The sequence below is a fragment of the Streptococcus infantis genome, from assembly GCF_047465185.1.
Lineage (GTDB): Bacteria > Bacillota > Bacilli > Lactobacillales > Streptococcaceae > Streptococcus > Streptococcus infantis_O.
Window position 1 is genome coordinate 39375 of the sequence record NZ_JASHAJ010000004.1, and the last position, 21585, is coordinate 60959.

The following is a 21585-nucleotide window of genomic DNA, read 5'->3' on the forward strand; positions in this document are numbered from 1 at the left end:
TCTCCTATTCCTCAAGATGAATGTGTCTTAGTCGGCCGTCCCAATCTGGTAGGGCTGTTTTTAAAAAGGCTGGAACCAGCTGAATATCCACAAGCTTGTCCAAGTCAATCCACTCACAGGGCTGCGTTTTTTCGTCCTCCTGCATGGTCAATGGGGCATCCTCAAGTAATTCCACTAAATAATGAAACTCGATGTTGTGATAATAGACGCCGTCTTCTTCAAAACGATTTTCAACCACGAAAGCTAGTTGTCCAGCTTGAGCTTTGACACCCAGTTCTTCCCTCACCTCACGGACTACCGCATCTTCCGTTCTTTCGTTGACTTGAATAGCACCGCCGATGGTGTAATACTGGTCCTTATCTTTGGTGACTAGGAGCTTATGATTTTGGAGAATCAAGGCTGTTGCCCGAACACCAAAAACAGTGTTTCCCACCTTTGTCCGAAAGTCTTGTTGAGTCATTTTTGCCCTTTCCTTTAAACGACACAAAAACAGTCAAAACTCGTAAGAAGTGCAGAACAAAAAGCCTGCAATATCCATGAGCTTTGACCATCATGACTATTGTTAAAGTTATTTTATCAAATCAAATCGTTTTGTCAATGCAAATCACTGTTTGAGCAAGGTCTGCACACTGACGATAATCATCTGTATTCCTATCGAGAATAGTAAAAGTCCCATCATTTTCGTTATAATTTTCATCAAATTTTCTCCCAAGAAGCCTGCAATTTGTTTTGCACTTCTTAACAGGAGATAAGTGATGACACATAGTAGAGCAAAAGCAACTACGGTTATCAGTTGATTCTGCAAACCTCCATTAGCCAGACTTAAAGCAGTTGTAATTGTACCTGGTCCCGCAAAAAGTGGCATTGCAAGAGGAGAAATAGCAATAGACATTGGATCTGAATTTACTGCTTGCTGCTCCATTCCTTTATAGCTGGGTGAATGATTACCATTAATCATATGATAACCGATAACGGCCACTAATATTCCACCAGCAATTCTGAAAGAAACAATTGTAATTCCAAATACTTTAAAAATGAAATCTCCTGAAAAGATAAAAACAGTTACAATAACAAAGGCAATTAAAAGACTCCTAAAAGCAATTTTTCGTGAAATTTTTTGACTATCATCTGCTACTAAAGCCATGTAAGCAGGAAGATTTGAAATTGGGTTCATTATAGCGAAAAATGCCATAAATGCATAAAAAAATTGAGAACTCATCATTTTTACTTAACTCCAGTTAGACATACTGACAAACCGTGCCATCACGGTAGGCATTGTCAATTAAACCGCCACCTAAACACTCTTCGCCATCATAAAAGACAACTGCCTGTCCTGGTGTAATGGCGCGCTGTGGCTCCGCAAAGATGACCTCTGCCTGATCCCCTTTGACATGTACAGTCACCTTCGAGTCTGGTTGACGATAGCGGAACTTAGCAGTACATTCAAGCGTAAATTCCTCTGGCATGTCACGGGTAAAGTGGACTTGACTAGCTTGTAAACTTGTTGACATGAGCGAATCATGGTAGAAGCCTTGGCCTACATAGAGAATATTTTGGCTCAAATCTTTTCCGACAACAAACCAAGGAGCATTGTCACCGCCGTGTTGACCACCGATACCAAGTCCTCCACGCTGACCAATCGTATAATACATAAGGCCTGCATGCTCACCCATATCGCGACCATCTACAGTCATCATACGACCAGGTTGGGCTGGTAGGTAGTTGCTGAGAAATTCTTTAAAGTTCTTTTCTCCGATAAAGCAAATTCCTGTTGAATCTTTCTTCTTAGCAGTCGCAAGGCCTGCTTCTTCTGCTAGTTTGCGAACTTCAGGCTTTTCCAAATGTCCCAGTGGGAACATGGTTTTTTGTAATTGTTCTTGTGAAAGTTGGCTGAGAAAATAGGTCTGGTCTTTGCCATTGTCCACGCCACGAAGCATGTGAACAATGCCATCCTCATCACGCGCCACACGGGCATAGTGACCAGTCGCCACATAGTCTGCCCCCAAGGTCATGGCATAGTCCAAAAAAGCCTTAAACTTGATTTCCTTGTTGCACATAACATCTGGATTTGGCGTGCGTCCTGCACGGTATTCCGCTAGGAAATACTCAAAAACGCGGTCCCAGTACTCTTTTTCAAAGTTTACAGAGTAGTAGGGAATGCCAATCTGGTCTGCCACTGCAGCCACGTCCTTGTAATCTTCGGTCGCCGTACAGACGCCGTTTTCATCTGTGTCATCCCAGTTCTTCATGAAGATACCGATCACATCGTAGCCCTGCTCTTTAAGCAAAAGAGCCGTCACCGACGAATCAACACCACCACTCATCCCCACGACAACACGTGTTTTAGAGTTATCACTCATGGTAGTTCTCCCATCTATTCGTTTATTCACGATTGAAGGTCGTGTTTGCTATCACGATTGAAGGTCGTTTGAGCAGTTTTCATTATAACATGCTTGGTTAGAGAAGACAAGAAAGAGGCTGACAATCTATCACCCTCTTCTGTAAATACATGAAGATAAGAATACAAAAGAAATCAATTCATACCTAAATTTCTATTCTCTTTATAAACTTATTTTTTAAAATCAACTAAAAATGATATACTGTAATAAGGAGGAATGCGCACATGATTCCATACATACACCATCATCCATGTGCGTAGGACTAATGTGAATAACTACAAAGATATTCTAAAATCAAAAAATACTATTTTTATTATTACACTTATTGCAGGTATTGGACTTTTGACAGGCTTGGTCATTCATCAAGAAAAAATCCAAGCAGAGAGAGGAAACATTGCTTTTGTCAACCATCAAAAGAATCATCAAGATGTTGAACAAGTAAAAAATGCTATTAAAAACTTCGATATCGATTCTGAAACCATTATAGAGGATTGGAAAAAAATCCAAGAATTGAAACCAACTACTGATGAAGGCAAAAAGACACTAGCAAACTTTCTTACTGCTACAGCCGATAAAGTCACAAATCACTATAGTGAAAAAGCTTTGAAATTAGATATAAAGGATTCTGATAGCCAGTTTCAAGATAAACAAGCACTTGAAACAGCCATCACTTCCTTGCAAAAAATAATAGACATCATTAAAAACATTAATTCTGCCAGCGACCAAACTGCTCTTGAAGAAAAGATAAAACCAATTCAAGAACTAATCTCTAAATTCCAAAAACAAGTTGAAATCTTGACCAAAAAAGAAGAAGAAAAAACTACCCAAACAGAAACGACTACTAGAGATGCCGGACTAGAAGCCAGCCGTTCAGAAGATAGTAGCTATATTCAAAGTTATCCAGAAACAAATGGAAGCATATCTAATTCTCAAGCACCTGCAACGGACCAATACTCAACTGATAGTGCTAGCAGTGGAGGAGATAATGGTGCTAATACAGGAGGTCAAACAGCTGATTCTTCAGGTTCTCAATCAGAGTCTAATAGCCATAGTGATTAGGTTGAAGTTCGCGATACAAACAGTTCATCTTGCTAATTCGAGTGAAAAATTCTGTAAACATCATCAGCATTAATGAATCTACCATCACTAATCTCTAAAAAATTGTCTTTCATCAAAAGGCATACAAAAAGAGCCTCGAAAGGCTCTTTTTTTATTTCTTAGTACCAACCGTTGTTAAGCCAGAAGTTCTTAGCAGCTGTCCATGAACCGTAACGTCCTGAAACGTAAGCATCTGCTACACGTTCTTGGTTTTCTGCTGAATAGTCACCGTTCAAGTATGAATCTGTCAATTGGTAACGTCCGATGTAGCGTCCGTTTGTAGCTGTGTAGCTACCACCTGATTCTTTTTGAGCAATCCATTCTTTCGCTTCTGCTTCAGATCCGCTTACAGTCGCAGCTGGTGTTGTGCTCTCTTCTGCTACTGGGGCTGGTGTTGCAGCTGCTGGGGCAGAAGTTTCTTCTACTGCTGGAGTTTCTTCTGCAGTCGCTGGGGCTGGTGTTGAAACCGGAGCTTCAGTATTTGCAGATGGTGCAGGAGTTGTCGTTGCAGGAGTCGCCGCTACTACTGGAGCTTCTCCTTCAATAACTAAAACTTGGTCAACATAGATGAGGTCAACGTTTTTAATGTTGTTCAATTTAGCCAATTTTTCAACTGTTGTGTTGTAAGTTTCAGCAATTTCTGAAAGAGTATCTCCTGGTTTAACTGTATAAGTTTTTGTTTCTTGTGCAAAAGTAAGTGATGGTGCAAGGAAAGCAAGTACAACTGCAAATCCTGCAAGTTTAGTCTTAATGTTTAATTTCATTTAAAAAAGTTCTCCTTTTTTCTTATACTACTATGATACCTTTCTAATGTTACTATTTGTTAACGAATTTGTGTAGAAATGTTACAAAACTGTGATTTATTTACTTAAAAAAGCCACTTTTTGTTACAAAACCCTTGTTATTAAAGCTTTTTGATCTTTTTATATATTTCAGAACGTAATTAAGCACTTACATCTAATCTTTGATATAATAGGTTTAAGAATCTTTTTAAGGGGAAACAGATGCAATCACTTCGTTTTCAATCTGTCTTTGATATCATTGGTCCAGTTATGATTGGTCCATCTAGTAGTCACACGGCAGGAGCTGTTCGTATCGGTAAAATCGTTTCATCTATCTTTGATGATACTCCAACTGAGGTTGAATTCCAGCTTTTTAACTCTTTTGCAAAAACTTATCGCGGACACGGGACAGACCTTGCCCTTGTAGCTGGTATTTTGGGAATGGATACAGATGATCCTGAAATTCCAAATAGTTTAGAAATTGCCCACAAGCGTGGCATTAAAATCGTGTGGACCATCCAAAAGGACAGTAATGCTCCCCACCCAAATACTACGAAAATCACTGTTAAGAACGATCGTAAGACTATCAGCGTAACAGGAATTTCAATCGGCGGTGGAAATATCCAGGTGACAGAATTAAATGGTTTTGCCGTATCTCTCAACATGAACACCCCTACCATCATCATCGTTCATCAGGATGTTCCAGGTATGATTGCTCATGTGACAGAAGCTCTTTCTCGCTTTGGCATCAACATCGCTCAAATGAATGTAACTCGAGAAAAAGCCGGCGAGAAAGCAATCATGATTATTGAAGTTGATAGTCGCAACTGTGAAGAATCTATCGAAGAAATTCGGAAAATTCCTCATTTGCACAATGTCAATTTCTTTCAATAGGAGAAAATATGTTTTACTCTATCAAAGAATTAGTCGAACAAGCCGAACTTGACTTCCAAGGAAATGTTGCTGAGCTCATGATTAGGACTGAGTATGAGCTAACTGGTCGTGAGCGTGAGGAAGTTCTCCTCCTCATGGAACGTAACCTCGAAGTCATGAAAGCTTCCGTCGATCTTGGTCTCAGCGAAAAGAAATCTCGTAGCGGTCTGACTGGTGGTGATGCAGCTAAGCTCGACCACTACATCAAAAAAGGAAAGACCTTATCAGACTTCACTGTCTTGTCTGCCGCCCGTAACGCCATTGCCGTTAATGAGCACAATGCCAAGATGGGCCTTGTGTGTGCGACACCAACCGCAGGTAGCGCAGGTTGTCTTCCTGCAGTTCTCACATCTGCTATTCAAAAGTTAGATTTAACGCATGAACAACAGCTTGATTTCCTCTTTGCGGCAGGTGCTTTTGGGCTCGTCATTGCTAATAACGCTTCTATCTCGGGAGCCGAAGGAGGCTGTCAAGCCGAAGTTGGATCTGCCTCTGCCATGAGCGCTGCTGCTCTAACTCTAGCTGCAGGTGGAACTCCTTATCAAGCTAGCCAGGCTATCGCATTCGTTATCAAAAATATGCTCGGTCTTATCTGCGATCCCGTTGCAGGTTTAGTTGAAGTCCCATGTGTTAAGCGGAACGCCATGGGAGCAAGCTTCGCCTTCATCGCAGCTGATATGGCTCTAGCTGGTATCGAATCAAAAATCCCAGTTGATGAAGTGATTGATGCCATGTACCAAGTGGGCTCTAGCCTTCCAACTGCCTTTCGTGAAACTGCTGAAGGTGGTCTCGCAGCCACACCAACAGGCCGTCGCCTTCAAAAAGAAATCTTCGGCGAATAATTTCAAGATTACTAGGAGAATCAATGTCATCCTTATCAGCCATCTTTTTTGATCTAGATGGAACCCTTGTGGACAGCTCTATCGGTATTCACAATGGTTTCACCTATACTTTTGAACAACTGGGAGTCCCTAGTCCAGATGCAAAAACCATCCGTGGTTTTATGGGACCACCTTTGGAAACTAGTTTCGCTAGTTGCTTACCAACTGAGCAGATTGAGCTAGCTATCCAGCTTTATCGTTCCTACTATAAGGAAAAAGGAGTCTACGAAGCTCAGCTCTTCCCACAAATCAAGGAACTACTCACTGAACTAGCTCAACAATATCCTCTCTATATCACGACAACAAAAAATACTCCGACAGCAGTCCATATGACAGCTAATTTTGAAATCGATCACTTCTTTGACGGCATCTATGGTTCAAGTCCTCAAGCGGTGCATAAGGCAGATGTCATTCATCAAGCTTTGACAACTCATAAATTGGATCCAGAAAAAGTGGTCCTTATCGGAGATACTAAATTTGATATGATTGGCGCCCAAGAAACTGGCATTAAAAAACTAGCGGTTACTTGGGGATTTGGTGAAGAGGAAGAGTTGATGAGCTACCATCCTGACTGGGTCGCACATCAACCAGCAGACATTTTACGTCAACTATAATTGAAACCCTAAACAAAAAACACTCCAATTAAATTGGAGTGTTTTTTAACTTGTTGATAATAAAATACAAGAAGTCCAAAACAGATTCAACCGTAAAACAAGAATCTCTTAGTTCTTATCTGATTCTTCGAACGGTGTATCTTCGATGGCTTCTTCATTTTTGACTGCTTGAGATTCACTATAGTTTACCACTTCAGTTTCTTTTGTCGGCATAGCGAAAAGAATCAAAAGAGCTAGCCCTCCCATTGGGGCAAAGCGAAGGAAGATAAAGGCCCAGTGGAATCCGGCATCACGCAAACGGCGAACTGATAAAGCCAAAGTCGGTACTAAGATTGCTAGGTAGAAAACTGCATAAATAATAGCAACTAAACCAAAAACCATGAAAATAGCCTCGCTGGCTGAATCGCTCACTGAATCCATCACAGTACTAAGATATACAATGTAGAAATAGATAATCCAGAAAGGAATAGAAAGGATGAGGTTTCCTAGCCAAACCCACCAGAAATCTGGACGCGTCGAACGCCCAGTAAACTCTGCATAATTCTTAAAAAAATTCTTATATGCGTCAATCATATGATACTCCCAACTTTTATTTTATCAGTAGATACTAAACTGTACAGTTATAGAACACTCCCAAATCTAGTAAAAGACCTGGGAGTGTCAGCAAATTATTCGACAAGACTGAAAATTCTTCATCCTTGTAGCATTCTTCAGATAGTTAATCTTATAGTGTTTCCTTGGTTGGCATAGCGAAAAGTACTAGAAGAACAATACTACCTAGTGGAACGAATAAAATAAAGATCAATGCCCAGTGGAAACCAGCATCACGAAGGCGACGTACCATCAAAGCAAGTGACGGCAAGAAAAGTGCTAGGCCAAAAATAAAATAAATAATAGCGATAAAGCCCAAAGTTATAAGAGCACCCTCGTTTCGCGAGTTAGCCAGAGCATTTCCGTATGTTAAGAAGAAAGGAATATAAAGAATAAAATTCCCAAGGCAAACCCACCAATAGTCGGAACGTGTTGAACGACCTGCAAAATCTACATATCCTTTAAAAAAATTCTTATAAGCGTTAATCATAAGTTACTCCCTAATTTTTTATTTACTATAGTTTACCATATCTGTTCAATAATAACAAGTTTGTTCAAAAAACTCTGAAAGTCTCTCGAAATCTAGAAAAAAAAGATACTATCCGCTCTTTCTCATAAACAGAAGTTACAGATAATATCTCATCTATATTTAGTCAACGTGTGTTGTTTCATTAGCAAAAGCTATGATTGCTCTCTTCAATTCAGAACCTTGCAAGGTACGGAACTCTTCAATCTTCTGATTGATCATCTCAAGAGGCATCACATTTACCTTACCGACAAAGATTTTGTCCATTACTTGATTGTCAACTAGTTCAGTTGATACAAGCAACTCTTCGTATAGTTTTTCACCTGGGCGAATACCTACTTCTACGATTGGAATTTCATTTTCAGTATGCCCACTAAGTAGAACCATTTTCTTAGCCAAATCGTAAATGCGCACAGGTTTCCCCATATCAAGGATAAAGACTTCTCCATCCTTGGCATAAGCGCCCGCATGAATCACCAAACGACTAGCTTCTGGAATGGTCATAAAGTAACGAGTCATTCGGAAGTCTGTCACCGTTACAGGTCCACCCTCTGCAATCTGACGTTCAAAGACAGGAATCACACTACCACGGCTACCGAGTACGTTACCGAAACGAACCGCACAGTAGGTAGATTGGCTACGTTGATTAAATCCTGTAACAATTAACTCAGCCACACGTTTAGTTGCTCCCATTACGTTTGGTGGATTAACGGCCTTATCTGTCGAAATCATGACCATTTTTGGAACTCGAGCAGCGTCAACTGCCTTAGCAACATTATAAGTTCCAAGGATGTTATTCTTAAAGGCTTCTTTTGGATTGCGCTCCATCATCGGAACATGTTTATGGGCTGCAGCATGGTAAACAATCGCTGGTTCGTACTGTTCAAAAACTTGAAGCAGACGATCGTAATCTTGAATATCAGCAATGACAGGAACAAAATCAATTTCCTGGAACTTGCGAATCAATTCATGGTAAATCAGATAAATAGAGTTTTCTCCATGACCGAGCAAAATGACACGTTCAGGATTGAATCGACTAACTTGACGGCAGATTTCTGAACCAATCGAACCTCCGGCTCCAGTCACCAAGATTGTTTTGCCAGTGATTTCAGAACCCAGACGTGATTCATCAAGCTGAATCTCTTTACGTCCCAACAGGTCTGTGATATCAATTTTCTGGAAACCACCTGCTTGAGGCTGGATACCTTGCACAACTGACTCAATCATCGGCATCTTAAAGCATTTTACACCGATATGGTTACACATTTGCAGGATTCGTTCATATTCAGATGGATCTAGAGACGGAATCGCAACGATAACTTTTTCAACTCTGTAGCGTTTAGCCAATTCTGGTAGATCATCATAAGAACCCAAAACTGGGATTTTCCCAAGCTTTTGTCCTTTTTTCTTTTCATCATTATCCAGAATTCCGACCAATTCGAGGTCACTGGTAGGATGTTGGTAGCTATCCATAAAGAGCGCGCCACCATCACCGGCACCAATCAAGAAGGTACGACGGTGTTCTCCTTCGCCATTTCCCTTTCTACGTCTTGAGTAAATCAACTGCCAGGTGATACGAGGAAGGAGAATCAAGAAGGTAGTTAATAGGATAAAGAGTACGATAAAGCGGACAGAAAAGAGTGGCAAGAAAGCATAGCAGATCACATAAGATAAGATACTACTGATAGTTACTCCGAAGAAAATCTTCATAAAATCTGTGATTTTGCTATATCTACTAATACTAGCATTCAGCCCCCAAAATCCAATCATAAGCTGGTAGAAAAGGAAGGTTAGACCTGTATAAATGACATAGTCTACCGGGGCTGGATTAATCAAGCCATAAAATAGAATATAGGAAACAATAATTGATAAGACCATACTGGCAATATCAAAAAATCCCCAAAATATTTGTTTCTGTTGTTTATTTAATACTTCAACCAGATCAATTACGTAATCTGTTATTTTTTTATTCATGTGAATGGTATCCTCCTATACAGAATCACATTTTCTAGCAGTAATAAGATATAGTTTTAAAATCCTATCAGCTAGACATTACTTGCTTTTTCTTAGAAGTTTCAAAAATATAAACTGTCGCACAAATCCTGGACATAGGGCAACGACAACTTGGATTAAAACACTTTTCAGATATTCGCCATAAGAAATCTGTCCTCGAGCGTACATTCTTTGACGTGCTTGGCGATAGAGTTTGAGGTAGCGAAGACCTCCACGGCGTTCAAACATCCCCGCTCCCACGCGCACCTTACATAGAATTTGATCCACATTTCCAGTTCGAGCTCCAGCACTAATCATATTGAGCCAGAGAAGATCATCTTCCATATAAAGACCGTCCTCGTAGTTACCAGCCTTTAGCACCATTTCTTTTTTGAACATAACAGTCATATGATTAAAGGCACTTCTCATACGTTGGTAGACAATGATATCCTCATGCTTAGTCGGTACACGACGGTAAGACACAATCTCGTCAGGTTGGTCGATAAACTCTGCGATATGACCACCTAGCAGGTCCAAGTTTTCTTTTTCCATCAATTCGAACTGTTGTTCGAAACGGTCTTCAACAGCAATATCATCTGTATCCATACGAGCAATGACGTTATATTGGCACTGTAAGACACCGTACTGAAGCGCTAAACCTAAGCCACGATTTTGCTCAAGTGGGCAACGTTTGATTGGAATACTTGACTGTGCTTCCAATTTCTCCAAAACTTGATACAGTTCAGGTGTCAGCGGACCATCTTCGACGATTACCACTTCGCTAGGTTTGAGCGTTTGATGTAAGATACTCTCTACTGCCTCTTCTAGAAAGGCTGGATTTTCTTTAATATAGACTGACATCAGGACGCTAAATTTACGATTTTCAGACACAGTAGTTCTCCAATGTATAGATTTTCTTTCACTATTTTATCACAATTTTTCAGACTTTCCTATTTTTATTTGAATCCCAGAAAAAAAGTAGTAAATATATTGTCCTTATTTTCTATGATTTCCTTTGGGAAAATCGAGGATTACCTCACGTTAGCTTGACATCTTTAGGGAAAAAAATTAAAATAAGCTGTTATCAAAATCAGCTTATTGAGGTTCACATGAAAAAACGATCACTCTTTTTTATTCTAGGAATTATCTTAATCGGAGCGGTCTTAAGGGCTCCTTTCACAGCTTTGCCAACTGTTTTGGGAGATATTGCCCAAGGTTTAGGCGTGGAAGTTAGTTCACTTGGTGTTTTGACCAGTCTCCCTCTCTTGATGTTTGCCCTCTTCTCCTCTTTTGCTACTCGTTTGGCTCAAAAAATTGGACTCGAGCACCTTTTCACCTATAGTCTTATCGTATTGACCATCGGTTCAGTGATTCGTATCTTTAATCTTCCTCTACTCTATCTAGGGACTTTACTCATCGGAGCAAGTATTGCGATCTTTAACGTGCTCCTTCCTAGCGCCATTCAGGCCAATCACCCACAAAAAATTGGCTTTCTGACAACCATCTATGTAACCTCTATGGGGATTACAACGGCTCTTGCTTCCTATCTCTCTGTACCCATTACTCAAGCAAGCTCTTGGAAAGGCTTGATTCTCTGTTTATCCTTGGCCTGTCTACTAACTTTAGTTGCCTGGCTCCCCAATCATCGTAACAATCATTTTCTAAAAGGAAGTGAGAAAAAACAAAAGAAAGAGAATATCTTAAAAAACAAGGAAGTTTGGGCTATTATTGGATTCGGTGGACTTCAGTCCTTACTCTTCTATACCAGTATGACCTGGTTACCTACCATGGCAATCAGTGCTGGCTTATCTCACACAGATGCCGGTCTTTTAGCTTCGATCTTTTCTCTAACTAGTATCCCCTTCTCGATGACTATTCCAAGTTTAACGACTCGTTTGTCCAATCGTCACCGTCAAATCATGCTGACAGTCATCTCTATCGCTGGATTGCTTGGAATTGCCATGCTCTTATACCCGAGCAAGAGTTTCCTCTACTGGTTAGTAGCGCATCTCTTGATTGGTACTGCCTGTAGCGCTCTTTTCCCTTATCTCATGGTTTGCTTCTCCATCAAAACAAGCTCCCCTGAAAAGACAGCCCAATTGTCTGGACTTGCCCAGACCGGCGGCTACATTTTGGCAGCTGTCGGTCCAACTCTCTTTGGTTATAGTTTTAACTTTTTCCATTCGTGGATCCCAGCTGTATTGGCTCTTCTAGTTATTGATATCATCATGACAATCTCCCTATTTATGGTGGATAAATCGGATAAAATCCTCTAAAAAGGTTTTTAGAATTTGCCACAAATAAACACACTTTGAAAGCCAGACTGAGTCTGGGTTTTTTGGATCTTCACAACATTTTACAAAGTATAGATTTACCAAGCATACTACTCTTACTATGCGCAAAAATGGTATAATAAAGCTAGGAAAACTCCGGTTACAATTTATTAGGAGTAGCACTATTTGGGTACATTAAAGGTTATTACTTTGGGAATTGATAGTTGATGCGATGCTAAAGTAGAAATTATAAACGTCTACATTTATAATTGTTTTAACACCATTAAGAAATTTTGATTAGATAAAAAATCTTGATTAACTAAGGACCATCGAATCATATAAGGAGAAATTTGTATGCTAGCAAAAGCAGGGGACGTCTATTGTGTTTACAATTTCCATCTAAAAAAATACATAGCTTGCCAGATAACCAAGATCGAAGAGGGGGAGAAAAAGTCGCAGGCTGTCCTACTGTCATTAGACTGGTCAGGAGAACAACCTCTTAGAGAAGAAGAACTATCTTCTTTGAAGCCACTCTATATAGATTTTATGTACTGGGAAAGAGACTTACATCTTAGTAATGTTGATATTCATGTACCGTCACATTATATTTTTATTGGTAATACAACACCATTAACAACTGAAAGCACCAATACTTATGCTATGTTTTGGGGAAATGGTTACGATATTTACAGGCAACTGAAATGGCAAGAAATACCAAAAGAAAAAAGAGATTTATTTAAGAAAGCAGATAAAAGCAAGGAAAAAGTTTCATTTGCAGGAAATGAGTGCCGTATTTCTAAACACAATATTAATGACGAGTGGACGCCTTTTGAAGACGCATTAGAATTAAAGGTCTTTCCTTGTTTATCTAAGTTGGCATTAACGAGATGGCACAAAAATATATATGAGTATTTGCAGTCAACTCCTTTTATTACAGAACTAGTTCTTAATAATCATGGACAAACAAAACTGGATTTTTCTAAGACATCCATACATCGGCTTTCCATTGATTTGACAGGCGTAGAGGAACTTAGACTAAACGATGATTTGGAGGAGCTAGTCTTATTAGGAGACATGAGCGACAATTGTCAAATACTTGTAAAGGACCATGGAGCCAGCTTACGATTACAACTTGATAGTTCTCTACCTAAGGCACTGGGATTAAAAGATTTAGGAGCCATCCATTGTTCTAACATCCTTGAAATAGACTTTGCACAAATCTTGAATAACTATCCAAGACTTAGGGAATTAAGATTGTGGGGGAAACCTGGTCATATTCTCAATTTCCATAAATTATCAGAGTTCAAAGAGTTAGTCATGTTTTCCACTGTTGATTTGTTTGGCTTTACTGCGGAGGATATTCCCAAACCAGAAGATTTACCTCGATTAAGTATGTTTTGGATGAGCAGCTTACCAGAAGAGGCCGCTAAAGTAGCCAAAAAATATTATAAAAAACAGCAGGACAAGGGACTGAATCTTTGGATAACAAAACCGAGAAAAGCTGAATGGCTAGCCCAAAACCTAGACAATCCATTTCGCTCATGGGATGGACAAGAAAATATTTCAACCGCAAACGCAGAAAAAGCAGCCTCTCTATATAGAAAGACTAGAGCAAGTGTTATAAAGCTTCTAGAAAACCCCAACGAGGACACTATGAAACACATAGAAGTCCTCATAAGAGAGTATACTCAAGGTTTCAATAAAATGGACAAGCGTAACTGTTTTATTGAAACAATCGAGAGAGAGGATATCTATGATGCCCTGATCGAGATCTTAGATTTACTACCTGAAGATTTAGGGATGGACAAAGAAAAATTTATAGAAATCTTTGATGAGCTAAAAGATTTTTAAATGAGAAGCCTTTCTAGTTCATTCTTAAAACGGAGATTATCATGACTAACTTTATACAGACTATCACAGTAGAAAATCGGCAGGTCGACAAAGAAAATTACTTTACAATTGGCTACTCTCCAGAGATAGAAAAATCTTTACTGTGTGTTTATATTTCTTGGATTGCTGGTTACGAACGCTATTACGAGTTAGATGACGAAGATTTGGCTCTCTTTGAAAGCAAACGAGAAGAATTTCTCAAAAAATATGAAAAAGAAATCAAGGCTTATCGGACTGAAAGATTGATTGGTTCTGGGGCTCTGAGGGATTACAATTTTAGTTCTTTGCCTGAGAATATCCTAAAAAACTTGGATAGCTATCCTCCATTTAACGGATATGTCTATCAAAACGGCATCCTCTGTGCCAAAATCAAGATTGAAGACAAGTATTTTTATCTTCCGCCCATTTATGATGAGGATTACAGATAAGCATTGCCTCAAAGTAATGCAAAACAACCTCTAATCTTCTAGTTTTCACTAGAAGGTTTTTTATATGTAAAAATTTTATACATATTGCTTGACAGGGCTTACATTTAGATGTATGATGTATGTGTAGAATAATTATATATAAAATTTTTATATACTAAAAAGGAGGTGCCCCATGTATTTTCCGACATCAGCGGCCTTGATTGAATTTCTCATCTTGGCCATCCTAGAACAAGGGGATTCCTATGGTTATGAAATTAGTCAAACAATTAAACTCATTGCCAAAATCAAGGAATCTACCCTCTACCCCATCTTGAAAAAACTGGATACCAACCGCTACCTGACTACATACTCTCGCGAATACCAAGGTCGGATGCGGAAATACTACTCCTTAACAGAGATTGGAGAGGAACAATTGCTTGTCCTTCGAGAAGAATGGACACTCTACACTGACACGATCAACGGCATCATAGAAGGGAGCGTTCGCCATGACAAGAACTGAATATTTGAATCAGCTTGAAGCCTATCTGATGAAGCTTCCTCAATCTGATCGTATCGAAGCCATGGACTACTTCAAAGAACTCTTTGATGATGCTGGTCCAGAAGGTGAGGAAGAACTCATAGCTAGTCTCGGTAGTCCAAAAGAGGCTGCCCATGACATCCTGACTACACTTCTTGATAAGAAAATCAACGAAGAAAATTCCAATAAGAACAACCGTCAGGTTTTACAAATCGCAATCCTCGCACTTCTGGCTGCACCTATTGGGATTCCAGTCGGAATTGGTCTTCTCATGGCTATCATCGGCATTTTTATCGCTGCGGTTAGTGTACTTATTGCCTTCTTTGCTGTTTCAGCAGCTGGGATGGTTCTCGGAGCTGTTCTCCTATTTGAAAGCTTCTACATTCTGGCTGAATCGACATCTGCTTTTGTGCTGATTTTTGGTGGTGGTTTACTTGCGATCGGAGCTTCATCCCTAGTCTTACTAGCCACTTTTTACGTAACACGTTTCTTTGGATTACTAGTCCTTCGACTCATCCAATGGATTCTTAATAGAGGAAAGAGAGGTGAAAGACATGCGTAAATGGGCAAAAGGATTTCTTATCTTCGGTGTTGTCACCAGTATCATTGGGTTTTCCATGATGATCATCGGTATCCAAACAGATGGTGTCAGAAGCCTCCTTGCAATGTCTCAAAATCCAGTATTTGAAAGTCGAATGGAAGAGCTCGTTTTTGATCAAGATATTGAAAATCTAAACATCTCACTGACACAACATTCGCTCGTCATTACGGAGTCAAACGATGATAAGATTCACATCCAGTATCATCCAACCATCTCTGAAAAAGAAAATCTTCAACACTCTATCAAAGAGAAAAGTCTTGAAATAACTGATACCAAATCAACTACACGTCGCTCTATAGGTTCTAGTGTCGAAGGTATCCTCTTTATCGCAAGCGGAATTTCTAGCCGCAATGATGAAGTTGTTCTCTCATTACCAAGAGGAAAAGACTTAAAAAATCTAACAGCTCAGGTCGACCATCGTATCCTTTCAATTGCTAATGCAAAAGTCAGCAATGCCAAGATTCTGTCAAATGGCTATCTTCTTCGTATCACTGATAGCGAGATTAAAAATAGCCAACTGATCACAACTGGCATTGTCAATGTATTTGAAACCAGTCTAACAGATAGCCGCATCCAAGCAGATCATCAACATATCACTGCAGACGATATCCAAGTGCATGGTCGAGTGGAATTCGAGGCAAGAAAAGATATCTCACTCGAGTTATCCCAAAAGGAACTTGAGCGAATCAATGTTGAGTTCTCTGCTGAACATGGTGATATCTATCGCTGGCATCGAGATCGACGTGACATACATACGGGAGGTAGTAAAGGTGAAGCATTAGCGAACCCTTACAAAACAGAAAAAAAAGATACGCAAGATCTCCTAGTTGCAAAATCAAATCAAAGTATCTATTTCCCATAATAAGATCGCTTGCTTTCTTATAGAAATCATGAATAAAGACAACTAGTAGTTACTACTCAAAAATTAATCAAAAAAAGGAGGTCTATTATGACTCAAGAATGGTTCGAAAGTGCTGATTTCGAGAAAACAGCCAACAATGAGAAAAAAGATAACCCATCTGACCCAGTCATTCCTCAAGAAGAGTTAAAAGAAAAAGAAGAGTTGCCAGTGGTTGAAGAAAGTCTTCAAGCCAATCCCGAAGAACAAGAAGCTGACCTAGAGAAAGTAGAGAGTGACGAACACGAAGAAATCGTTGCAAAGACAGACAAGTCAGAAGAACCTGTAGAGACTGAAGAACAAGAAGAACTGGCAACAAAGACAGACCAAGCAGAAAAACCCGTTAAGGAAACAGCTCAGCCTAGCAAATCTTTGGAAAGTCCATTTGTCCCAGATCCTGTCCCTACAAAAACTGCAATCTTCAAAGAAGAATTGGCTGATTTTTGGGTCTGGTTACAAGGTGCTCTCAAAGAGCCAACAGCAAGCATTGGTTCAGATAAAAAACATAGTTATAATGCCTTTGCGCTACTAACTATCTTTTCTGCTACAAGTTTTCTCTTTATAGTTTATCACGCCAAACAAGGCTACTATGGTCGTATGGCAAGCATCGATGCTCACTTCATGGAACAACTCCCGTCTCTCAATCTCTTCTCGGTCTTCTCCATCCTAGTAGCGACAAGTCTCTTCTTCTTTTCAATTCTCATGGGTGGATTTGTAGTCAAACGTTTTGTCGACCAGGACAGTGATTGGACATTAGAAAGAGCCTTTCAAGCACATAGCAGACTCTTGGCTATCCCAGTTCTCTTGACAGGTATTGCTAGTTTCTTCGCTCTTTTTAATGGTCTACGATTTGCAGTATTGCTTTGCTTGATTAGCATTGGTCTGACTCTCTTGGCCAATCTCTACATCATCTCAAGACCCAGCAAGAATAGTCAAACCGATCCCTTCTATCGCCTTCTATTAGCCTTCCTAGTCAACGGTGGTGTTCTATTTCTCTTCTTTCTAGCAGAAATGGCTCTTGTTTTTGACTATCTTCGAATCCTTGCTTTTATGTAAGATAAAATCCTGTCACTCTGACAGGATTTTTTTGTGCCACAAAAAGCAGATCAAACGATCTGCCTTTTCACATTATTTAAAACTAATATCTTTCATTTATGCCTCTAGTTACCTTTTTACTAAGTTCTCAAAATCTTCCCCTGAAACAGGGCCTACTTCTACTTGGTTAGCATCCAAATCCTGACAAAGTTCTTTTGGAAGAGCTTCTAAGAAGGCTTGATAATCCAGTCTTGCTATCGCTTCATAATCTTCTGGTTTTGAACCATCTCCAGAGATTTTTACCAAATCAATCTCCCAAATAAGTTCCTTGCCTACTAATTGCTCAACGTAAGGAGCCGGAATCACCGGTTCTTTTGGCAAAATGGTTTTTACCCCCTGAGCTAGGTGGTAGATACCATGAACCTTACCTTCTCCATCTGGATAAAATTTTGCGCTGGCAGGGTAAGCATCTGAACCTTGAACCTTCTTGACTAACTCTTCAAAACGTGTCAATCCATCTTCTTCTAGGAAACTCTCTAAATCCTTCTTATCAAAGTAAACAGGTGAAAGAATTCCTTGGCAGAAGGCCATACGAGCAGCCTTATCCGCTAGATAGCTCTTGACAGTTTCTTGGAAATAGTTTTCCAAGTCAAAGTCTGCCAAGCCTTCAACTGCTTCACCAACCTTGCTAGACAAAGCCCGCAAGAGCCCTTCTACAATCTCCCAATCAGCTCTTGTAATCAAGTCAGGAATGATGACTTGATAGCCTTTTTGAGCATCTAGATATCGAACTTTAAAGAGAAATTGAGACTTACCTACGATTCCACACTCGATATACTCAAGGCGATTGAGAGGTTGACGGAGGTAGACAGCATCATAACTATGCGACTCTAGGCCTTCTACTAAGCCTAAAATTGATTTGGCCGTAAGAATCTCCTGTTGTCCTAAAATACTTTGTTTATTTGGAATAAAAAATGTCTTCACCATAATGGTCTCCTTTGAAATCGTTTACATATAGTATACACCATTTTCCTGAAAGATGCAGAAACAAATTTAAGATTTTTTGGTCAAAAGCATAGAAAAACAGCCCCTAAGGACTGTCTGACTTTTATACAACTTCAGAATGATCCAAGTTCTCACCAATCGCTGCTAAACGCTCGATGACTTGGTCTTGCGTCAATTCATGTTCTAAAACATAGCGATTACGTGGGTGAACACGGCACTCGTGCGAGCAGCCACGGAGATATTTATCTTCGTTGTCTTCTGATGCCAAGATACGGCGGTTACAGAAAGGATTACCACAGTTTACATAGCGTTCGCACGGTGTGCCATCAAACCAATCTTTCCCTACAATGGTTGGATTGACATGGTTGACATCGACTGCAATACGTTCATCAAAGACATACATTTTCCCATCCCAAAGTTCCCCTTGAACTTCTGGATCTTTCCCATAAGTCGCAATTCCTCCATGCAATTGACCGACATCTTTGTAGCCTTCACGGACCATCCAACCTGAGAATTTCTCACAGCGGACGCCACCTGTACAGTATACTACGACACGTTTATCCATGAATTTTTCCTTGTTATCACGAACCCATTGTGGCAATTCACGGAAGTTGCGGATGTCTGGACGGATAGCCCCACGGAAGTGTCCAAGGTCGTACTCATAGTCATTACGAGTATCAAGGACCACTGTATCTTCATCTAAGAGGGCTTCTTTAAATTCTTTTGGTGACAAGTAAGCACCTGTTGTTTCAAGAGGATTGATGTCGTTATCAAAGTTATCATCCTCTAAACCAAGGTGGACGATTTCCTTTTTGTAGCGAACAAACATCTTCTTGAAAGCTTGCTCTTCTTCTTCATCAATCTTGAACCAGAGGTCTTCCATCCCTGGAAGGCTGTGAACGTAGTCCATGTATTTTTGCGTTGTTTCGTAGTCACCAGAAACAGTTCCGTTGATCCCTTCGTCAGCCACTAGGATACGGCCCTTGAGGCCAATAGACTTACAGAAAGCCAAGTGGTCAGCCGCAAATTGTTCTGCGTTTTCGATTGGAACATATTTATAGTAAAGTAAAACACGAATAGGTTTTGCCATAAGATTCTCTTTTCTAAGATTAAATTATCAGAATTTTTCATTCAACTATACCAGTATACTCCCTCAAGAAAGCGAATGCAATTTATTTGACCGAAAAATAAAAAACAAGACTCATTTTCAGATCTTGTTTTAATTAAATATTCGATGAAGAAAAGTTAACAAAAAGATCTCCATGGCCTGTCTTGACTAAAATACCTATCATGATCCAAAAAAGACAAGACTTATAAGATTTCGAATCCAGAAAAAATTTCCAATTTGAGAAGAAAATTGCCAATAGTTTTGGATTATAAGTGTTAGCTGAGAAAGTCCATATACGAAAAATATGTAAGTAGGATAAGATTGCACTAATTTTGAAAATAAGATGGTATTTTTTCATGTACCTATTACCAACGCTACTTGTACGGCAAATGCCTGGCTTTCAAATACAGATAATTATATGTATTTACTCAAAAAAAGAATCACCACCCCGTCTGGAAAAATCCAGACAAGGCAGTGATTGCATCTTTTAGGAATGAATACACGAAATCAATTGTTCTTAAGATTTTTTGTTTTTCAAGAATTCGTCGTATTGTTTTTGCATTTCATCCAATACTTTTTGGTAAGCACCTTCAGATTTAAGTTTTTCCATCAATTCTGGAATAGCTTTTTCTGGGTCTACAGTACCAGTGTTGATAGCTGTATCGAATTGTTGCATAGTGTTAGTGATAGCTGAGATTTCAGATTTCACGTTGTCAGTGTTGAAGATGAATCCAAGCGCTGGAGATTCTTTTGCAGTTTCCAAGTCTTTCTTAGATTGTGCAATTTGTTCATCTGTAACGTTTTCGTTGATGTAAAGGATCCAGTTGTTACCAGTGTTCCATCCTGACATGTGAGTGTTTCCTTTGTATCCATCAAGGACTTTAACACGGTTTTCTTTACCTGCTACTTTTTCCCAGTTCTTGCCTTCTGGTCCATAAACAAGTCCGTTCAAGAGTTCTGGGTTAGTGTTCAAGAGGTTCAACACTTCCATTGCTTTTTCTTTGTTCTTAGAGTTGTTTGAGATTACAAAGTTTGCAACTTGAGTTGTTTGGTTTTTCTTGATGAAGTTAGTAAATGGTTTGATTTGGATGTCTCTGTTAGCAACACGAGAAAGCAAGCTGCTACCGTAGTCAGCTGGTCCTACTGTTTCTTCACGAACAAACCAAGTATCTTGAGTAAGGTCATATGAAGTTTCACTTGTTGCTACGTCTTTTGGAATGTATCCTGCTTCATAGAATTTGTGAAGAGTCTTCAAGTGTTCTACGAAACGAGGAACTTCGTAACGGTTTACGATCTTAGTAGTGTCGCCTTCAAGGTCGATGACAAATGGAAGACCATTTGCAACTGGATAGTCAAAGTTTTCTGATGGGATAAAGTTTTTACCAACAGCGAAAGGCATTACATCTGGAGCTTTTTCTTTGATTTGTTTCAATACTGGTTCAAGTGTTTCGTATGAAGTTACACCTGAGATATCGATTCCATATTTTTCAAGAAGTGGGCCATTGAAAGCAAAGTTTTGTGAAGATGCAACGTTGGCTGCAACTGGAACTGCATAAATTTTACCGTTTATTGTGTTACCTTTGATGTAAGCTGGGTCAAGCGCTTTGTAAAGGTCAGCTCCTTCTTTCTTGTACAATTCTGTCAAGTCAGCATAAGCACCTTTTTGAGCGTTTACAACGTAGTTATCTGCAAATGCGATATCATAGTTTTCACCTGATGAAGTGATAACTGACATTTTCTTACCGTAGTCACCCCATCCAAGGTATTGGATATCTAATTTAGCACCAACTTTTTCTCCGATGATTTTGTTTGCATTTTCTAGCAACTCATCCAAGTTATCTGGTTTGTCACCGATTTGGTACATTTTGATAACAGTTTTGTCACCTGAAGCTGAGTCAGCAGCTTTTTGGTTGTTACCTTTAAGGTTTCCACAAGCAGCGAGGCTAGCAGCTAAAGCGACAAGGCTAGCAGATGCAAAAGCATATTTTTTCCAGTTTTTCATGATAAAAACTCC

22 protein-coding genes and 1 pseudogene are annotated in these 21585 nt (G+C 39.6%); 11 read left to right on the forward strand and 12 right to left on the reverse strand.

Going from position 1 to position 21585, the window contains the following annotated elements; genetic code table 11:
- Positions 1–4 precede the first annotated feature (4 nt).
- The 3 genes from QM382_RS08130 to mnmA form a co-directional block, all read right to left on the reverse strand.
- The gene (locus QM382_RS08130) at positions 5–460 is read right to left on the reverse strand and encodes an NUDIX hydrolase (RefSeq protein ID WP_254727286.1); all 456 of its coding nucleotides are present in this window, start codon (positions 458–460) and stop codon (positions 5–7) included.
- Positions 461–604: 144 nt separating this feature from the next.
- Entirely contained in the window at positions 605–1219 is a 615-nt protein-coding gene (locus QM382_RS08135) for a MarC family protein (protein ID WP_002894248.1), read from the reverse strand.
- A 19-nt stretch (positions 1220–1238) separates the two neighbouring features.
- Entirely contained in the window at positions 1239–2360 is a 1122-nt protein-coding gene (gene mnmA / locus QM382_RS08140) for a tRNA 2-thiouridine(34) synthase MnmA (protein WP_414272964.1), read from the reverse strand.
- A 306-nt stretch (positions 2361–2666) separates the two neighbouring features.
- Here mnmA and QM382_RS08145 point away from each other — a divergent pair, with 306 nt between their 5' ends.
- The gene (locus tag QM382_RS08145) at positions 2667–3458 is read left to right on the forward strand and encodes a hypothetical protein (protein ID WP_414272965.1); all 792 of its coding nucleotides are present in this window, start codon (positions 2667–2669) and stop codon (positions 3456–3458) included.
- Positions 3459–3616: 158 nt separating this feature from the next.
- On the opposite strand, the gene QM382_RS08150 is transcribed toward QM382_RS08145, so the two are convergent.
- Entirely contained in the window at positions 3617–4261 is a 645-nt protein-coding gene (locus QM382_RS08150) for a LysM peptidoglycan-binding domain-containing protein (protein WP_414272966.1), read from the reverse strand.
- A gap of 240 nt (positions 4262–4501) precedes the next feature.
- Here QM382_RS08150 and sdaAB point away from each other — a divergent pair, with 240 nt between their 5' ends.
- From sdaAB to QM382_RS08165, 3 genes are read left to right on the forward strand one after another with little or no spacing between them, the layout of a single operon-like run.
- Positions 4502–5173 (forward strand): L-serine ammonia-lyase, iron-sulfur-dependent subunit beta, encoded by a 672-nt coding sequence (gene sdaAB, locus QM382_RS08155; protein ID WP_004251057.1) that lies wholly within the window; start codon positions 4502–4504, stop codon positions 5171–5173.
- A gap of 8 nt (positions 5174–5181) precedes the next feature.
- The gene (gene sdaAA, locus QM382_RS08160; RefSeq protein ID WP_414272967.1) at positions 5182–6054 is read left to right on the forward strand and encodes an L-serine ammonia-lyase, iron-sulfur-dependent, subunit alpha; all 873 of its coding nucleotides are present in this window, start codon (positions 5182–5184) and stop codon (positions 6052–6054) included.
- 23 nt (positions 6055–6077) lie between these two features.
- The gene (locus tag QM382_RS08165) at positions 6078–6707 is read left to right on the forward strand and encodes an HAD hydrolase-like protein (RefSeq protein WP_247922271.1); all 630 of its coding nucleotides are present in this window, start codon (positions 6078–6080) and stop codon (positions 6705–6707) included.
- A gap of 108 nt (positions 6708–6815) precedes the next feature.
- Here QM382_RS08165 and QM382_RS08170 read toward each other — a convergent pair whose 3' ends face one another.
- From QM382_RS08170 to QM382_RS08185, 4 genes are all read right to left on the reverse strand, one after another.
- Entirely contained in the window at positions 6816–7280 is a 465-nt protein-coding gene (locus QM382_RS08170; RefSeq protein ID WP_247922272.1) for a DUF805 domain-containing protein, read from the reverse strand.
- Between the two features lie 151 nt (positions 7281–7431).
- Positions 7432–7788: a DUF805 domain-containing protein gene (locus QM382_RS08175; RefSeq protein WP_049494425.1), complete on the reverse strand. Its 357-nt coding sequence runs from the start codon at positions 7786–7788 to the stop codon at positions 7432–7434.
- A gap of 159 nt (positions 7789–7947) precedes the next feature.
- Positions 7948–9798, reverse strand: coding sequence for a polysaccharide biosynthesis protein (locus QM382_RS08180; RefSeq protein WP_414272968.1), 1851 nt, complete (start codon positions 9796–9798; stop codon positions 7948–7950).
- A gap of 78 nt (positions 9799–9876) precedes the next feature.
- A complete protein-coding gene (locus tag QM382_RS08185) occupies positions 9877–10707 on the reverse strand; it encodes a glycosyltransferase (RefSeq protein ID WP_414272969.1) in 831 nt (276 codons plus the stop codon).
- Between the two features lie 218 nt (positions 10708–10925).
- On the opposite strand from QM382_RS08185, the gene QM382_RS08190 reads away from it, so the two are divergent.
- The 7 genes from QM382_RS08190 (at position 10926) to QM382_RS08220 (ending at position 17479) form a co-directional block, all read left to right on the forward strand.
- Entirely contained in the window at positions 10926–12092 is a 1167-nt protein-coding gene (locus tag QM382_RS08190; RefSeq protein WP_414272970.1) for a CynX/NimT family MFS transporter, read from the forward strand.
- Positions 12093–12443: 351 nt separating this feature from the next.
- Entirely contained in the window at positions 12444–13940 is a 1497-nt protein-coding gene (locus QM382_RS08195; protein WP_414272971.1) for a gliding motility protein, read from the forward strand.
- A 41-nt stretch (positions 13941–13981) separates the two neighbouring features.
- Entirely contained in the window at positions 13982–14407 is a 426-nt protein-coding gene (locus QM382_RS08200; RefSeq protein WP_247922278.1) for a hypothetical protein, read from the forward strand.
- 172 nt (positions 14408–14579) lie between these two features.
- Positions 14580–14906, forward strand: a complete 327-nt coding sequence (locus tag QM382_RS08205) for a PadR family transcriptional regulator (protein ID WP_414272972.1) — start codon at positions 14580–14582, stop codon at positions 14904–14906.
- Positions 14893–15486 (forward strand): DUF1700 domain-containing protein, encoded by a 594-nt coding sequence (locus QM382_RS08210; protein ID WP_414272973.1) that lies wholly within the window; start codon positions 14893–14895, stop codon positions 15484–15486. The genes QM382_RS08205 and QM382_RS08210 overlap by 14 nt, the downstream gene beginning before the upstream one ends.
- Positions 15479–16387 (forward strand): DUF4097 family beta strand repeat-containing protein, encoded by a 909-nt coding sequence (locus QM382_RS08215; protein WP_414272974.1) that lies wholly within the window; start codon positions 15479–15481, stop codon positions 16385–16387. The genes QM382_RS08210 and QM382_RS08215 overlap by 8 nt, the downstream gene beginning before the upstream one ends.
- Positions 16388–16474: 87 nt before the next feature.
- A complete protein-coding gene (locus QM382_RS08220; RefSeq protein ID WP_414272975.1) occupies positions 16475–17479 on the forward strand; it encodes a DUF6574 domain-containing protein in 1005 nt (334 codons plus the stop codon).
- A gap of 108 nt (positions 17480–17587) precedes the next feature.
- Here the strand turns inward: QM382_RS08220 and QM382_RS08225 are convergent, their stop codons facing one another.
- From QM382_RS08225 to QM382_RS08240, 4 genes and pseudogenes are all read right to left on the reverse strand, one after another.
- Positions 17588–18445 (reverse strand): DUF4299 family protein, encoded by an 858-nt coding sequence (locus QM382_RS08225; RefSeq protein ID WP_414272976.1) that lies wholly within the window; start codon positions 18443–18445, stop codon positions 17588–17590.
- 121 nt (positions 18446–18566) lie between these two features.
- Positions 18567–19553, reverse strand: coding sequence for a rhodanese-related sulfurtransferase (locus QM382_RS08230; protein ID WP_414254574.1), 987 nt, complete (start codon positions 19551–19553; stop codon positions 18567–18569).
- 160 nt (positions 19554–19713) lie between these two features.
- Positions 19714–19929, reverse strand: a pseudogene (locus tag QM382_RS08235) (CPBP family intramembrane glutamate endopeptidase); the annotation flags it as partial.
- Between the two features lie 159 nt (positions 19930–20088).
- Positions 20089–21573, reverse strand: a complete 1485-nt coding sequence (locus tag QM382_RS08240) for an ABC transporter substrate-binding protein (RefSeq protein ID WP_414272977.1) — start codon at positions 21571–21573, stop codon at positions 20089–20091.
- Between the last annotated feature and the right edge of the window lie 12 nt (positions 21574–21585).

What these genes read in the sequence shown, in the direction of transcription:
- QM382_RS08130 (WP_254727286.1), bottom strand. Translation starts at nt 460, where the DNA reads ATGACTCAACAAGACTTTCGGACAAAGGTGGGAAACACTGTTTTTGGT.
- QM382_RS08135 (WP_002894248.1), bottom strand. Translation starts at nt 1,219, where the DNA reads ATGAGTTCTCAATTTTTTTATGCATTTATGGCATTTTTCGCTATAATG.
- mnmA (WP_414272964.1), bottom strand. Translation starts at nt 2,360, where the DNA reads ATGAGTGATAACTCTAAAACACGTGTTGTCGTGGGGATGAGTGGTGGT.
- QM382_RS08150 (WP_414272966.1), bottom strand. Translation starts at nt 4,261, where the DNA reads ATGAAATTAAACATTAAGACTAAACTTGCAGGATTTGCAGTTGTACTT.
- sdaAB (WP_004251057.1), top strand. Translation starts at nt 4,502, where the DNA reads ATGCAATCACTTCGTTTTCAATCTGTCTTTGATATCATTGGTCCAGTT.
- sdaAA (WP_414272967.1), top strand. Translation starts at nt 5,182, where the DNA reads ATGTTTTACTCTATCAAAGAATTAGTCGAACAAGCCGAACTTGACTTC.
- QM382_RS08165 (WP_247922271.1), top strand. Translation starts at nt 6,078, where the DNA reads ATGTCATCCTTATCAGCCATCTTTTTTGATCTAGATGGAACCCTTGTG.
- QM382_RS08170 (WP_247922272.1), bottom strand. Translation starts at nt 7,280, where the DNA reads ATGATTGACGCATATAAGAATTTTTTTAAGAATTATGCAGAGTTTACT.
- QM382_RS08175 (WP_049494425.1), bottom strand. Translation starts at nt 7,788, where the DNA reads ATGATTAACGCTTATAAGAATTTTTTTAAAGGATATGTAGATTTTGCA.
- QM382_RS08180 (WP_414272968.1), bottom strand. Translation starts at nt 9,798, where the DNA reads ATGAATAAAAAAATAACAGATTACGTAATTGATCTGGTTGAAGTATTA.
- QM382_RS08190 (WP_414272970.1), top strand. Translation starts at nt 10,926, where the DNA reads ATGAAAAAACGATCACTCTTTTTTATTCTAGGAATTATCTTAATCGGA.
- QM382_RS08195 (WP_414272971.1), top strand. Translation starts at nt 12,444, where the DNA reads ATGCTAGCAAAAGCAGGGGACGTCTATTGTGTTTACAATTTCCATCTA.
- QM382_RS08200 (WP_247922278.1), top strand. Translation starts at nt 13,982, where the DNA reads ATGACTAACTTTATACAGACTATCACAGTAGAAAATCGGCAGGTCGAC.
- QM382_RS08205 (WP_414272972.1), top strand. Translation starts at nt 14,580, where the DNA reads ATGTATTTTCCGACATCAGCGGCCTTGATTGAATTTCTCATCTTGGCC.
- QM382_RS08210 (WP_414272973.1), top strand. Translation starts at nt 14,893, where the DNA reads ATGACAAGAACTGAATATTTGAATCAGCTTGAAGCCTATCTGATGAAG.
- QM382_RS08215 (WP_414272974.1), top strand. Translation starts at nt 15,479, where the DNA reads ATGCGTAAATGGGCAAAAGGATTTCTTATCTTCGGTGTTGTCACCAGT.
- QM382_RS08220 (WP_414272975.1), top strand. Translation starts at nt 16,475, where the DNA reads ATGACTCAAGAATGGTTCGAAAGTGCTGATTTCGAGAAAACAGCCAAC.
- QM382_RS08225 (WP_414272976.1), bottom strand. Translation starts at nt 18,445, where the DNA reads ATGGTGAAGACATTTTTTATTCCAAATAAACAAAGTATTTTAGGACAA.
- QM382_RS08230 (WP_414254574.1), bottom strand. Translation starts at nt 19,553, where the DNA reads ATGGCAAAACCTATTCGTGTTTTACTTTACTATAAATATGTTCCAATC.
- QM382_RS08240 (WP_414272977.1), bottom strand. Translation starts at nt 21,573, where the DNA reads ATGAAAAACTGGAAAAAATATGCTTTTGCATCTGCTAGCCTTGTCGCT.